The following is a 13947-nucleotide window of genomic DNA, read 5'->3' on the forward strand; positions in this document are numbered from 1 at the left end:
GCCCAAATGGACGGCCGCCCTCCCACCCCCTGGGTCCCCCCCCCGCGCGATGGGGGGCGTGGGGGCGGCCACGCGGCCGGAGAGGGGGCTTTCGTATGGGCGCGGTTCCCCTCTCCGTCTCGGCTTCGCCGAGCCACCTCTCCCCACTTTCGTGGGGCGAGGAACCCAGGCTGGCATGAAGCCGCGACCTCGGGCAGGACAGTGGGGCGCGAAGGAACTCGACCGAGCGATCCTGCCATAGGCAATACGTGCTCTTGCGCCAGACCAGGCCGGACCATTCGCCAAATTGCGCATGGCGGCGGAAGATAGACAAGAAATTTCGCCGCCATATCTGCATCTTGTCTGCCGGGGGAAGCAGCCTGCGATAGCGAAGCCCTGCCCGACGAATTGGCACTGCTTCGGCGGTGTGCAACTATCCTGCCGGGCAACAGTGGAGGACCGAGACCATGGCCGATGCCGGAATGTTGCGCTTCCATGTTCCGGAACCCGAGGTGCGGCCGGGCGGGACGCCGGATTTTTCGGATGTGACCATCCCCAAGGCCGGCTCGGTGCCGCGCCCGGAGATCGACGTCGATCCGCGCACCATCCGCGATCTGGCCTTCTCGATCATCCGCGTGCTCAACCGCGCCGGCGAGGCCGTCGGGCCGTGGGCCGGGCTGCTTTCCGATGAGGAACTGCTGGAAGGGCTGCGCCACATGATGACCCTGCGCAGCTTCGATGCGCGCATGCAGATGGCGCAGCGCCAGGGCAAGACTTCCTTCTATATGCAGCATCTCGGCGAAGAGGCGGTGAGCTGCGCCTTTCGCAAGGCGCTGGCGCCGGGCGACATGAACTTTCCGACCTATCGGCAGGCCGGCCTGCTCATCGCCGATGGCTATCCGATGGTCACGATGATGAACCAGATCTATTCGAACGAGGCCGATCCGCTGAAAGGCAGGCAACTGCCGATCATGTATTCGTCGAAGGAGCACGGCTTCTTCTCGATTTCCGGCAATCTGGCGACGCAATATATCCAGGCTGTCGGCTGGGCTATGGCTTCGGCGATCAGCAATGATTCGAAGATCGCCGCCGCCTGGATCGGTGATGGCTCGACGGCGGAATCCGACTTCCATTCTGCGCTGGTCTTCGCCTCGACCTACAAGGCGCCGGTCGTGCTCAACGTTGTCAACAACCAGTGGGCGATTTCGACCTTCCAGGGCATCGCCCGCGGCGGCTCCGGCACTTTTGCTGCCCGCGGACTGGGCTTTGGCATCCCGTCGCTGCGCGTCGACGGCAACGACTATCTCGCCGTCCATGCGGTGGCCAAATGGGCGGCGGAGCGGGCGCGCAGCAATCTCGGGCCGACGCTGGTCGAATACGTCACCTACCGCGTCGGCGCCCATTCGAGCTCCGACGACCCGTCGGCCTACCGGCCGAAGGCCGAATCCGACGCCTGGCCGCTCGGCGACCCGATCGTCAGGCTGAAGAACCATCTCATCCAGCGCGGCGTCTGGTCGGACGAACGCCACACCCAGGCTGAAGCGGAGATCCTCGAAACGGTGATCGCAGCGCAGCGGGAGGCCGAGCGTCACGGCACGCTGCATGCCGGCGGCAAGCCCTCGGCGCGCGACATGTTCGAGGGCGTCTATGCCGAGATGCCGCCGCATCTCAGGCGCCAGCGCCAGCAGGCGGGGGTCTGACATGCCAAGGCGGACGATGATCGAGGCGATCCGCGACGCCATGGACGTGTCGATGGCGCGCGACGAGCGCGTCATCGTGTTCGGTGAGGATGTCGGCTTCTTCGGCGGCGTTTTCCGCTGCACGCAGGGCCTGCAGGCGAAGTATGGCAAGAGCCGCTGCTTCGATGCGCCGATCAGCGAGGCTGGCATTGTCGGCTCGGCCATCGGCATGGCCGCCTACGGCCTGAAGCCTTGCGTCGAGGTGCAGTTTGCCGACTATGTTTACCCGGCCTATGACCAGATCGTCTCGGAGGCGGCGCGGCTGCGCTACCGGTCTAACGGCGATTTCACCTGCCCGATCGTGGTCAGGATGCCGACCGGCGGCGGCATTTTTGGTGGCCAGACCCACAGCCAGAGCCCGGAAGCGCTGTTCACCCACGTCTCCGGCTTGAAGGTCGTGGTGCCGTCGAACCCGTATGACGCCAAGGGCCTGTTGATCGCCGCGATCGAGGATCCCGATCCGGTGATCTTCCTGGAGCCGAAGCGGCTCTACAACGGCCCCTTCGACGGTCACCACGAGCGGCCGGTGACGCCGTGGTCAAAGCATGAGCTCGGCGAAGTCGCCGACGGCCACTACACGGTGCCGCTCGGCAAGGCGGTGATCCGGCGGCCGGGCGTTGCGGTCACCGTGCTTGCCTACGGCACGATGGTCTATGTCGCCCAGGCGGCGGCCGAAGAGACCGGCATCGATGCCGAGATCATTGATTTGAGAACGCTGCTGCCGCTCGACCTCGAGACGATCGTCGCCTCGGTAAACAAGACCGGGCGCTGCGTGATCGTGCACGAGGCGACGCTGACATCGGGGTTTGGCGCCGAACTTTCGGCGCTGGTTCAGGAGAACTGCTTCTATCACCTGGAAGCGCCGGTGGCGCGGGTCACCGGCTGGGACACGCCTTATCCGCATGCGCAGGAGTGGGACTATTTTCCCGGTCCCGCCCGGCTAGGCCGCGCGCTCGTCGAAACGATGGAAGCCTGAGGGGGAAGACGATGGGCGAATATGTCATCAAGCTGCCCGATGTCGGCGAAGGCGTCGCCGAGGCCGAGTTGGTCGAATGGCAGGTCAAGGTCGGCGATCTCGTGCGCGAGGACGCCGTGCTTGCCGCGGTCATGACCGACAAGGCGACGGTCGAAATTCCTTCGCCCGTCGATGGCGAGATCCTCTGGCTTGGCGCCGAGATCGGCGACACGGTGGCGATCGGCTCGCCAATCGTCAGGTTGAAAGTGGCCGGCGACGGCAATGTGGCGCCGGAGGATGCCAAGGCGGAAAAGGCTGCAAAGGCCGAGGCGCCGACAAAGGCAGCAGCCTCCAAACCCGAAGCCGCGACACCGGTCCTGAAGCCGTCGCCAAAGATGGCCGAGACACAAGCGAAACCAGCGCCGTCTCCGGTCGTACCGAAAAGCGCGTCGCAGCCCTCGGTCGCCCGTGCGCCGCGTCCGGAAGGCGAAAAGCCGCTGGCCTCGCCCGCCGTCCGCCTCAGGGCGAAAGAGGCCGGCATCGACCTTCGGCAGGTTGTGGGGAGCGGCCCGGCCGGCCGCATCCAGCATGAGGATATCGAGGCTTTCCTGGCGCGCGGACCGCAGCTCGCGAAGGTTTCCGGCCTTGCCCGCAACGAGACAATCGAGGACGTCAAGATAGTCGGCCTCAGGCGAAAGATCGCCGAGAAGATGACGCTGGCCAAATCGCGCATCCCGCACATCACCTATGTCGAGGAGATCGACGTCACCGCACTCGAGGATCTGCGCGCCGCGCTCAACAAGGAGAAGCGGCCGGGCGCAGACAGGCCGAAGCTGACGCTGCTGCCGTTCCTGATGCGGGCGATGGTCAAGGCGATTGCCGACCAGCCCAACCTCAACGCGCTGTTCGACGACGAGGCCGGCATCATCCACCAGCATGGCGGCGTGCATATCGGCATCGCCGCACAGACGCCTGCGGGGCTGGTGGTGCCGGTGGTCAAGCACGCCGAAGCGCGCGACATCTGGGACTGTGCAGCCGAGGTTGTCAGACTTGCCGAGGCGGCAAAATCCGGCACGGCGACGCGCGACGAGCTCTCTGGATCGACCATTACCATCACCTCGCTCGGCGCCATGGGCGGCGTCGCGACGACACCGGTGATCAACCACCCGGAAGTGGCGATCATCGGCGTCAACAAGATGATGGTCCGGCCGGTATGGGACGGCACGCAATTCATCCCGCGCAAGATGATGAACCTGTCCTCCAGCTTCGACCATCGCGTGGTCGACGGCTGGGATGCCGCGGTGTTTATCCAGCGGATCAAGACGCTGCTGGAAACGCCGGCGCTGATTTTTGTGGATTGAAGTAATGAGAACGTTCGCAAAGCCCCCCTCACCCGGCCTCCGCTTTGCTACGGCCACCCTCTCCCCGAGGGGAGAGGAGGTCGCCAGCGCCGGCGCCTGCCTCTTCTCCCCAGCGGGGAGAAGGTGGCCGCGAAGCGGCCGGATGAGGGGGCCTTTCTTCGCCAAAAAGAGCGTGACATGATGAAAGAAATCTCCTGCAAGCTGCTGGTCATCGGCGCCGGTCCGGGCGGCTATGTCTGCGCCATCCGCGCCGGCCAGCTCGGCATCGACACGGTTATCGTCGAGTTCGGCAGACCGGGCGGCACTTGTCTCAATGTCGGCTGCATCCCGTCCAAGGCGCTGATCCATGCGGCCGAGGAGTTCGAGAAGCTCTCGCATATGGCCGGCGGCAAAAGTCCACTCGGCATTGCGGTCGCAGCCCCTTCGCTTGATCTCGCCGTGACCATCGCCTGGAAAGACGGTATCGTTAGCCGGCTGAACAATGGTGTCGCCGGCCTGCTGAAGAAAGCGGGCGTGAAGACCGTGCATGGCTGGGCGAAATTCCGCGATGGCAAGACCGTCGCGGTCGAAACCGAGATCGGCGTGCAGGTGGTCCGCGCCGAAACGGTGGTGATCGCGACCGGCTCGGCGCCGGTCGAACTGCCGTCGCTGCCGTTCGGTGGCCCGATAATCTCGTCGACCGAGGCGCTGGCGCTGAGCGAAGTGCCGGAGAAGCTGGCGGTGGTCGGCGGCGGCTATATCGGGCTGGAGCTCGGTATCGCCTTTGCCAAGCTGGGCGCCAAGGTGACCGTGGTCGAGGCCTTGCCGCGCGTGTTGGCGCAATATGATGCCGAGCTGACCCGGCCGGTCCTCAAGCGGCTGGCCGAGCTCGGCATCGAGGTGCTCGTGGGCGCCAAGGCCAAGGGGTTGTCGACCAAGGGCGATGCGCTGCTGGTCGAGACGAAGGACGGCAAGAATGCCAAGATCGCTGCCGACAGGATTCTGGTCACCGTCGGGCGCAAGCCAGTGATCGAAGACTGGGGCCTCGAGCAGATCGACCTCGACCGGGCGGGGACATTCATCCGCATCGACGACCAGTGTCGCACCTCGATGCGCGGTATCTTTGCCATTGGCGACGTCACCGGCGAGCCGATGCTGGCGCACCGGGCGATGGCGCAGGGCGAAATGGTCGCCGAGATCGTCGCCGGCCACAAGCGCAGCTGGGACAAGCGAGCGATCCCGGCTGTCTGCTTCACCGATCCGGAGCTCATTACCGCCGGCCTGTCGCCGGAGGAGGCTAGGGGACTCGGCGAGATCAAGGTCGGGCTGTTTCCCTTCGCTGCCAATGGCCGCGCGATGACGAAGATGGGTGAGGATGGATTCGTCCGGGTTGTTGCCCGTGCGGACAACCATCTGGTGCTCGGCATCCAGGCTGTCGGCCAGGGCGTGTCGGAACTGTCGACGGCGTTTGGGTTGGCGCTGGAAATGGGCGCAACGCTGGAGGACATCGCCGGCACCGTCCATGCCCATCCGACACAGGGCGAGGGTTTTCAGGAAGCGGCGCTGAAGGCGCTTGGGCACGCACTGCATGTTTAGTTTGCGACGGTGGCAGAAATGTCTGATGCCGGCGGGACAGCGCCCCCCTCTGTCCTGCCGGACATCTCCCCCACACGGGGGGAGATCGGCCGTCACCGGGGCTTTCGCCAATTTTCCAATGTCGTAAGAGTGAGCGAAGCGCCGAAGCTGCCAATCTCCCCCCTCGTGGGGGAGATGCCCGGCAGGACAGAGGGGGGCGCGAAGGATCGCCTCACCCCGCAAGCCGACTAACCATCTCATGCTGCGCATAGGCCTTGCCAAAACGATTGGCGAGAAAGGCATCGAGCGCGATGTCCTCCTGCTTGATGAAGCCCCTTGCCGGCAAGCTGCCGTTGGCCAGCATGTCGAGCACGGCGCAGATGGCCGAGGCCGTGGTGATCTGGATGGCGCTGCGCACCGTTTCGCCGACGCGCTTGGCGTAGATCTTGTTGGCGTAGGTCTCCTGCAGCAGGCGGCCGTTCTTGCGGCCGCTGACGGTGACGAAGACGATGACCACGTCCTGCAGGGTCGCCGGCAAGGCGCTTTCAAAGATGTCCTTCAGCACGTCGCGGCGGTGGCGCAGGCCAAGGTCGTTGAGCAGCGCCTTCATGATCGCGGCGTGGCCGGGATAGCGGATGGTGCGATAGTTCAGCGTGCGCACTCGGCCCTTCAGCGTTTCGGCCAGCGTGCCCAGTCCACCGGACGTGTTGAACGCCTCGTAGGTGACGCCGTCGAGCGAGAATTCTTCACGCTCCTCCAGCGGCGGTACTTCCACCAGCTCGCCTTCGACGATCGCCTCGCAAGGCTCGCAATATTCGTTGATGACGCCGTCGGTGCTCCACGTCAGATTGTAGTTCAGCGCGTTCGACGGGTATTGCGGCAGCGCGCCGACCCGCATGCGCACGCTCTCCAGCGTGTCGAAGCGGCTGGCGAGATCGTTGGCAACGATCGAGATGAAGCCCGGCGCCAAGCCGCATTGCGGAATGAAAGCGCTGTTGCCGGAGCGCGCCAATTCCTTGACGCGCCTGGTGCTGACGACGTCCTCGGTCAAATCGAGATAGTGCACGCCGGCATTGGCCGCCGCCTCGGCGATGCGCGTGGTCAGATGGAAGGGCGCGGCGCTGAGCACCGCGAACTTGCCGGCCAAGGCGGCTTCGAGCGTGCCGGCGGCTTCGATGTCGAGTTCCAGCGTCTCTACGCCGGCCGGCAGTTCGGCTGTGCCGAGCTGCGCCGCCGAGCGGTCGGCGAGGGTGACGTGATAGTCGCCCGTGGCAGCCAGCATCTCGGCAATGGTCGAGCCGATCTTGCCGGCGCCGACGACAACGATTTTCTTCATGACCGGTCCCTCGCACCAACGTTGAATTGACAGCTAGAATCGCAGCTTGCCTGTCGAAAGGAAGCGTGGGATTGTACAGAACGCAGTCTCCGTTTGATCAATACGCCGGCAAGGTTCGTCGATATGCTTAGTGATGCCGACCAGGCTCTGCTTTCCCTGCTGCGCACCAATGCACGTGCCTCGACCGCCGAGCTGGCGCGGCGGCTGGGCGTGTCGCGGACAACGGTGCAGAGCCGGATCGAGCGCCTGGAACAGCGCGGCATCATAACAAGCTACGGCGTCAGGCTTTCGCCCGATTACGAACAGGGGCTGGTCAGGGCGCATGTCCTGCTCACCGTCACCCCCAAGCTCGCCGACAAGGTCGTGCGCAGCCTGCATGCGCTAGGACAGGTTCGAACGCTGCACTCGGTCAGCGGCAATTTCGACATGATCGTCATCGTCGAGGCGCCGTCGATCAGGAATCTCGACACGCTTCTCGACCAGATCGGCGCCATGGACGGGGTCGAGCGGACGTCGTCCTCGATCATCCTGTCGACGCGGATCGATCGCTGACCGCCTGACGTCGCGGGTTCAGAGACGCTGGCGGGACAGCGCCCCTCTCTGCCCTGCCACAAGGGGGGAGATTGGCCGTCACTGCGGCTTTCGCCAATCTTCACCGTCGTAGGGATGAGCGGAGCGCCGAAGCTGCCGATCTCCCCCCTCGTGGGGGAGATGTCCGGCAGGACAGAGGGGGGCGCGAAGGATCACCGAGCGCAGTGATCGTTCTGGCGCTCCCGCGGCAAAGCGATATAGGCTTCCAAGATGTTGGATGAGCCTCGCAGAGAGGCGGCGTCCTCTCGTGCCACGCAGACAGATCGCGCAGTCGTGCAAAGATTTCTAGACAGGAGGCCTTCTTGCCCAAGCAGTGTTTTGGAACGTCCCATGTGCCGTTGTCGCCGGCGGTCAGGGCCGGCGATTTCGTCTATGTCTCCGGCCAGGTGCCGGTCGGCAGCGACGGGCTGGTGGTCAAGGGCGGCATCGCCGAACAGACCGAGCAGGTGCTGTCGAACGTCAAGGCGGCGCTGGCGCTGGCCGGCTGCACGCTCGACGACGTGGTCAAGACGACGGTCTGGCTCGAGGACGCGCGCGACTTCGGCATCTTCAACACCGTCTATGCCAGGCATTTCCCGAAAGACCCGCCGGCGCGCACGACGGTGGAGTCGCGGCTTATGATCGACATTAAGATCGAGGTCGAGGCCGTTGCCTACAGGCCGGCCTGACGAGGAACGGAGACAGGCGCAATGCAATTCGATCTCCTGATAAAAGGCGGCCGCCTCATCGATCCGGCGTCCAGCCTCGACGCGCAACGCGATCTGGCGATTACCAACGGCCGTATCGCCGCCGTCGACGCCGAAATCCCCTTCGAACGTGCAGCCCGCGTCATCGATGCCACGGGCTCAATCGTCGCGCCCGGCCTGATCGACCTGCACAGCCATGTCTATTGGGGCGGCACGTCGCTCGGCGTCGATGCCGACCGGCTCGCGGCGAAAAGCGGCACCACCACCTTCATCGATGCCGGAAGTGCCGGCGCCGGCAACTTTCTCGGCTTTCGCCGCCACGTCATCGAGCGCTCGAAAGTCCGCATCCTGGCCTATGTCAACATTTCCTTTGCCGGCATTTTCGGCTTTTCGCAGACCGTAGCGGTCGGCGAATGCAGCGACCTCAGGCTCTGCGAACCGCGCGAAACGGTGGCGGCGGCGCGCGAGCATCGAGACGTGGTAGTCGGCGTCAAGGTCCGCTCCGGTCGCCATGCCGGCGGCAGCAGCGGCATCGCCCCGGTCGATCTCGCGCTCGAAGCTGCCGACAAAGCCGGCCTGCCGCTGATGGCGCATATAGACGAGCCGCCGCCCGGCCGCTCGGAAGTGCTGCCGCGGCTGCGCAAGGGCGATATCCTCACCCACTGCTTCCGGCCGTTTCCCAACGCACCGGTCTTTGCCTCGGGTGCGGTGCGGCCGGACATGCGGCTGGCGCGCGAGCGCGGCGTCATCTTCGACATCGGCCACGGCATGGGTTCGTTCGATTTCGAGGTCGCCAAAGCGATGCTGAGCGAGGGGCTGGCGCCGGACGTGATCAGCAGCGACGTGCATCTCTACTGCGTCGACGGGCCGGCCTTCGACATTCTGGTCTGCATGTCGAAACTGCTGGCGCTCGGCATGCCGCTGGTCGAGGTGCTGCGCGCCGCAACACAGCGGCCGGCCGAGGCGATCGCAAGGCTCGATCTCGGCAGGCTTGCGGTCGGGGCGGTTGGCGACATAGCGGTGCTGCGGCTGCGTTCCGGTCGCTTCACCTTTGTCGATTCCGTCGGCGCATCGCTGGTCGCCGAGCACAGGCTGGTCTCGGACGGCATCGTGGTCGGCGGCACCTGGTGGCCGAACGAGGCGGTGGACGATCTCGGCGAAACCGAGCGCTTCGAAGCGCATGCGCACGACACCCATGTCGATATGGTGAGCCGGCATTTCGGACATAACCACGGCTGAGGTTTATGCCTGCGCTGCCGACTGGCTTCCAACCGCAACCTGCGGCATTTGCGAGCAATTGCGGTGGGGCGAGGGGCGCGATGATCCTTCGCGCTAAAGCTGAGCTTCAATGGCCGCCTTGTCGATGACAGACCATACTTCCACGATCTTTCCGCCGCGAAATTCGTAGATCACATTCTCGGCAAAGGAAACGCGCTTTCCGCTTACAGGTAGGCCAAGGAACGTTCCCTTTGGAGTGCAGTCGAAGCTTAGCCGGCTTGCGATGTAAGGTGGATCGGAAATCACCATCCGGATCTTAAAATAAAGATCCGGGATTTGGTCAAAATCTCTCTGCAGCATCTCGAGATAGCCTGACAACCCGACCGGCCGGCCGTTATGAATCGCTTCTTCATCGACGAACTGTCCCAGCGTCGGCCAGTCCTGCCTGTTCAGGCAGGCAATGTAATCTCGGTAGATGTCGGAGAGGTCGCTTTTGGTCATCGCAAGTCGCCCGTCTTCTACAAGGCCTGTCCCGGCGCTCCATAAACCGGCGTCGGAATGCCTTCCATGCGGGCCTTGATCTGCAGCGCCACGAATTTCGAATAGAAGCGCGACAGCGCCAGATTGCCGCCGTGGAACCACAGCGCTTGCTGCGCGGTCGGCTTCCACATGTTGCGCAATTCGCCTTGCCACGGCCCGGGATCGCCCGTGACGCCGGAGCCCAGCCCCCAGCATGGGCCGACCTTGTCGGCGACTTCGCGCGAGACGATCGCCGCCACCGTTTCGTTCATCGACTGATAGCCGGTGCAGGCGATGATCGCGTCGGCCGTGAGTTCGGTGCCGTCGTCGAAGAGAATGCCTGTCGGCGTCAGCGACTTGATCCCGACGCCGCTGCGGATGCCGATCTCGCCGTCGATGATCAGATCGCAGGCGCCGACGTCGATATAGAAACCCGAGCCCGTGCGGTAGGCCTTCATCAGGAGCCCGGTCTCGTCGTCGCCGAAATCGATGGCGAAGCCGGCGCCGCGCAAACGGTCGTAGAAGGCCGCGTCCCGCGCCTTGATGATGTCGTAAAGCGCCCGCTGGCCTTGCGGCAGCAGCGCGAAGGGTGTCGAGGCGACGATCATGTCGGCTTTTTCGGTGGTGATGCCGCGGGCCAGCGCTTTTTCCGAAAAGATCTCGAAGCCGACCTCCATCAGAGTGTCTGACTTGACCACCGTCGTCGGTGACCGCTGGACCATGGTCACCTCAGCGCCGCTCTCCCAGAGATCGACGCTGACGTCATGGCCGGAACTTGCGGCGCCGATGACGGCGACCTTCTTGCCGCGAAATTTCTCGCCGCTGGAATATTGGCTGGAATGCAGGATTTCGCCCTGGAAAGCCTCGGCGCCCGGCAGGTCGATCCGCCTGGGCGGGCCATAGGCGCCGGTCGCAAAGACGATGTGCCTGGGCTTTAGCATGATGCGCTCGCCGGCGCGATCGACCTCGACCGCCCAGATTTTTTCGGCGTCGTCATAGGACGCGCTGACGCATGTCGTGGAGGTCCAGTAATTGAGCTCCATGACGCGCGTATACATCTCTAGCCAGTCACCCATCTTGTCCTTTGGCGTGAACACCGGCCAGTTTTCCGGAAACGGGATGTAGGGCAGATGGTCGTACCAGACCGGGTCGTGCAGCACGAGCGAGCGATAACGGTTGCGCCAGGAATCGCCGGCTTGGGCGTTCTTCTCGATAACGATGGCCGGCACGCCGAACTGCCTGAGCCGCGCCCCCAGCATGATGCCGCCCTGGCCGCCGCCGATGACCAGGCAGTAGGGCTGCTGGCTGGCGCCGAGTTCCCGCGCCTCGCGGCGCCTCGCCTCCAGCCAGGTTTCGCGTTCCGGGTCTGCCTTGTGGCGGACACCCAGAGGCCGCGCCGGGCCCTTGCGCTCCTCGAAGCCCTTGAGATCGCTCATCGCCGTAAACAGCGTCCGGCATTTGCCGTCCTGCAGGCGCATGACGCCTTGGCCCCACGCCGATGACGTCTCGAAGGTGAACCACGCTTCGATCGTGCCTTCGTCCGAAGTGGCTTCGCCGCTGAGCTGCCACTGAGCAGGCTTTGTCGTCGCCAGTGTCGCCGCCAGCATGTCGCGGATCCCGGCGCGGCCTGCCATGGTTTTGATGTTCCAGGTGAAGGTCAGCAGATCGCGCCAGTAGCAGTCCTCGACGAACAGGTTGGTTGCGGCCTCGACGTCGCCCGCCTCGAGCGCCCGGGCAAAGGAACCGAGCCAGGTGGCAGCTTGCTTCGATGGTGCGATGTCGAGCATCTGTCTTTCCCTATTTCCAGCGACGTCGGCGCTGCCCTTTATCCTTATCCTCTCTCGCGAAGAACGGGGAGAGGATAGGTGAGGGCAGCGCGAACGGTCTGAAACTTAAGGGCACAGCGCAAGACTGACGCGACTGCCCCTGCCGTCAGGCCCGCGCGCGGGCCTGATCCGAACCGCTATCCAGCCATGCAAGATCGTCCGGCGAAAGCGAAATGTCGAGCGCCTGGAGACTGTCTTCCAGTTCCTCCAGCGTGCGCGGTCCGATCAGCGGGATAGATGGAAAGGGCTGCGCCAGGACGTAGGCGAGCGCGACGTGGATCGGGCTCTTGCCCAGCCGTTTGGCGAGCTCGATGGCGCGGTCGCGGCGGCCGAAATTCTTCTCCGAGTACCAGACCCGGACCAGCTCCTCATTATCGCGCCGGTCGCGGCCGGCGCGGTCGGTGAAAAAGCCCCGGCCCTGGCTCGACCAGGCGAAATTCGGCATCTGCCGGGCGGTCAGCCAGGCCTTCCATTCATCGCTGGAGGAGGTGACGCAGCCTGCCCAGATCGGCTCCAGCATCTCGGCCAATGAGAAATTGTTGGAAAGCGCGCCGGGCTTCTGCTTGCCGGTGCGCTCGGCATAGGCAATAGCCTCGTCCATGCGTTCCCTTGTCCAGTTCGAGCCGCCGAACGGACCGCGAATACGGCCGGCCTTGACCTCGCGGTCCATAGCGTCAACGAATTCATCCACCGGCACGTCCGGATCGTCGCGGTGCATGAAATAAACGTCGACATGATCGGTCTGCAGCCGGTCGAGCGACTGGGTGAGCTGCTTGCCGATGACATCGGGATAGCAGAGCGGCGAGTGCGCGCCCTTGCCGATGACCACCGATTGCTCGCGCACGCCGCGGTTCTTCAGCCATTGGCCGAGCAGCGTCTCGGTATAGCCGGCGCCGTAGACGAAGGCGGTGTCGAACAGATTGCCGCCCGCCTCGAAATAGGCATCGAGCAGGATGGCGCCCGAGGAAAAGCTGCGGAAATCCTCGAAGCCGAGCGCCAGGCACGAAGCCGGTCGCGGCAGACCTGGAATGCTGCGCTTGGGGATGGCGGTTCCGCCGGAGCGCAGCTTCCGTCCGGAGATCGTGTTGACGCGTTTTGCCGGTTTTTCGATGTCGTATTCGAGCCCGATGCTGGTCCGCCATTTGTCGAGCACGCGCAGATTGCCGAGACTGTCGGCCCAGCCCATGCCCGGCCAGGCGAACTCCTGCTTCCCCCCGAGAATGGCCTCGCCGGCGGCGTCGACCTCGAATGCATAAAGCCAGCCGTCTTCGCTGACCTCGACCACCTCGTTACCATCCGGACGGATGATGCGGATTTCGCCGGTGCCGCCTTGCTTGCCGCCGGCATACCAGAAATCCGCGACCTCGATGCGGCCCTTGCTGCCGAGAATGCGCAAGACATTATCCTGCGCGAGCGAGATGCTGCAGGAGACTTCGGCGACGATGCCGCCCGGAAAATGCAGCAGCGCCGAGGCCCATTCGTCGACGCCTGACTGGCCGAGATGCGCAGTACCGACCACTTTGTCCGGCTCGGCGAAGGGCTTTCCCACTGCTGCGCCGGCAATCAGCCGCGCCATCGACACGGAATAGCCGCCGACATCGAGAATGCCACCGCCGGCGAGGTCCTTGGCGTAGAGCCGGTGCTCCGGCATGAAGCCCGGCATGGCGAAGCCGAAGCTCGACTTTATCATGCGCAGCTCGCCGATCGCGCCGGCCTTGACAAGCTCGACCAGCTTGGCTGTCTGCGGATGCAGGCGGTACATGAAGGCTTCGCCGAGAAAGGTGCCGGCCTTGCGCGCGGTATGGATCATCGCGTCTGCCTCGAAGGCCGTCAGGCCAAGCGGCTTTTCGCAAAGTACATGCTTTCCGGCCTCGGCCGCTTTGATCGCCCATTCGGCATGGCTCGGATGCGGCGTCGAAATATAGATCGCGTCGACATCCGGATCGCCAAGCAAAGCCTCGTAGCCGTTGAGGATGCGGGCGCCGGGGAAATCTTCGGCGAGCCCGGCCTTGCCAGGATTGCGCGCGCCAATGGCGACCAATGTGCCGGTGCGCGAATGAGCGATGCCGCCGGCAAAGGCCTTGGCGATGTTGCCGGGTCCAAGAATGCCCCAGCGAACTTTTTCTGGTTTGGAAGTCATGTCAAATCTCCGTGGGGTGGCCGCGATCAATCGCGATCGGACA

At 64.5% G+C, this 13947-nt stretch carries 11 protein-coding genes; 7 read left to right on the forward strand and 4 right to left on the reverse strand.

Going from position 1 to position 13947, the window contains the following annotated elements; genetic code table 11:
* The first annotated feature begins 446 nt into the window (after positions 1 to 446).
* The 4 genes from NKI85_RS25095 to lpdA all read left to right on the forward strand — a co-directional run bounded on the left by NKI85_RS25095 (position 447) and on the right by lpdA (position 5609).
* Positions 447 to 1679 (forward strand): 3-methyl-2-oxobutanoate dehydrogenase (2-methylpropanoyl-transferring) subunit alpha, encoded by a 1233-nt coding sequence (locus tag NKI85_RS25095; protein WP_352778600.1) that lies wholly within the window; start codon positions 447 to 449, stop codon positions 1677 to 1679.
* A 1-nt stretch (position 1680) separates the two neighbouring features.
* Positions 1681 to 2694 (forward strand): alpha-ketoacid dehydrogenase subunit beta, encoded by a 1014-nt coding sequence (locus NKI85_RS25100; protein ID WP_352778602.1) that lies wholly within the window; start codon positions 1681 to 1683, stop codon positions 2692 to 2694.
* Positions 2695 to 2705: 11 nt separating this feature from the next.
* A complete protein-coding gene (locus NKI85_RS25105) occupies positions 2706 to 4034 on the forward strand; it encodes a dihydrolipoamide acetyltransferase family protein (RefSeq protein ID WP_352528089.1) in 1329 nt (442 codons plus the stop codon).
* Between the two features lie 180 nt (positions 4035 to 4214).
* On the forward strand, positions 4215 to 5609 hold the full coding sequence (lpdA, locus tag NKI85_RS25110; RefSeq protein ID WP_352778685.1) for a dihydrolipoyl dehydrogenase: 1395 nt from the start codon (positions 4215 to 4217) through the stop codon (positions 5607 to 5609).
* A gap of 211 nt (positions 5610 to 5820) precedes the next feature.
* Here the strand turns inward: lpdA and NKI85_RS25115 are convergent, their stop codons facing one another.
* Positions 5821 to 6924, reverse strand: a complete 1104-nt coding sequence (locus NKI85_RS25115) for a saccharopine dehydrogenase family protein (RefSeq protein ID WP_352778605.1) — start codon at positions 6922 to 6924, stop codon at positions 5821 to 5823.
* Positions 6925 to 7047: 123 nt separating this feature from the next.
* Between NKI85_RS25115 and NKI85_RS25120 the strand changes: the two genes are divergently transcribed.
* From NKI85_RS25120 to NKI85_RS25130, 3 genes are all read left to right on the forward strand, one after another.
* Positions 7048 to 7476 (forward strand): Lrp/AsnC family transcriptional regulator, encoded by a 429-nt coding sequence (locus NKI85_RS25120; RefSeq protein ID WP_352778607.1) that lies wholly within the window; start codon positions 7048 to 7050, stop codon positions 7474 to 7476.
* 341 nt (positions 7477 to 7817) lie between these two features.
* Complete coding sequence (locus NKI85_RS25125) at positions 7818 to 8183, forward strand: RidA family protein (protein WP_352528081.1); 366 nt, start codon at positions 7818 to 7820, stop codon at positions 8181 to 8183.
* A 21-nt stretch (positions 8184 to 8204) separates the two neighbouring features.
* Entirely contained in the window at positions 8205 to 9440 is a 1236-nt protein-coding gene (locus NKI85_RS25130) for an amidohydrolase/deacetylase family metallohydrolase (protein ID WP_352778609.1), read from the forward strand.
* A 93-nt stretch (positions 9441 to 9533) separates the two neighbouring features.
* On the opposite strand, the gene NKI85_RS25135 is transcribed toward NKI85_RS25130, so the two are convergent.
* From NKI85_RS25135 to NKI85_RS25145, 3 genes are all read right to left on the reverse strand, one after another.
* A complete protein-coding gene (locus NKI85_RS25135) occupies positions 9534 to 9920 on the reverse strand; it encodes an ester cyclase (protein WP_352528077.1) in 387 nt (128 codons plus the stop codon).
* A gap of 17 nt (positions 9921 to 9937) precedes the next feature.
* Positions 9938 to 11725 (reverse strand): NAD(P)/FAD-dependent oxidoreductase, encoded by a 1788-nt coding sequence (locus NKI85_RS25140; protein ID WP_352778611.1) that lies wholly within the window; start codon positions 11723 to 11725, stop codon positions 9938 to 9940.
* Positions 11726 to 11870: 145 nt separating this feature from the next.
* Positions 11871 to 13904, reverse strand: a complete 2034-nt coding sequence (locus tag NKI85_RS25145) for an aldo/keto reductase (RefSeq protein ID WP_352778613.1) — start codon at positions 13902 to 13904, stop codon at positions 11871 to 11873.
* Positions 13905 to 13947: the final 43 nt, after the last annotated feature.

Origin of the sequence: Mesorhizobium sp. M0571 (genome assembly GCF_040320985.1) — a bacterium.
In the GTDB taxonomy this organism is placed as follows: Bacteria; Pseudomonadota; Alphaproteobacteria; order Rhizobiales; family Rhizobiaceae; genus Mesorhizobium.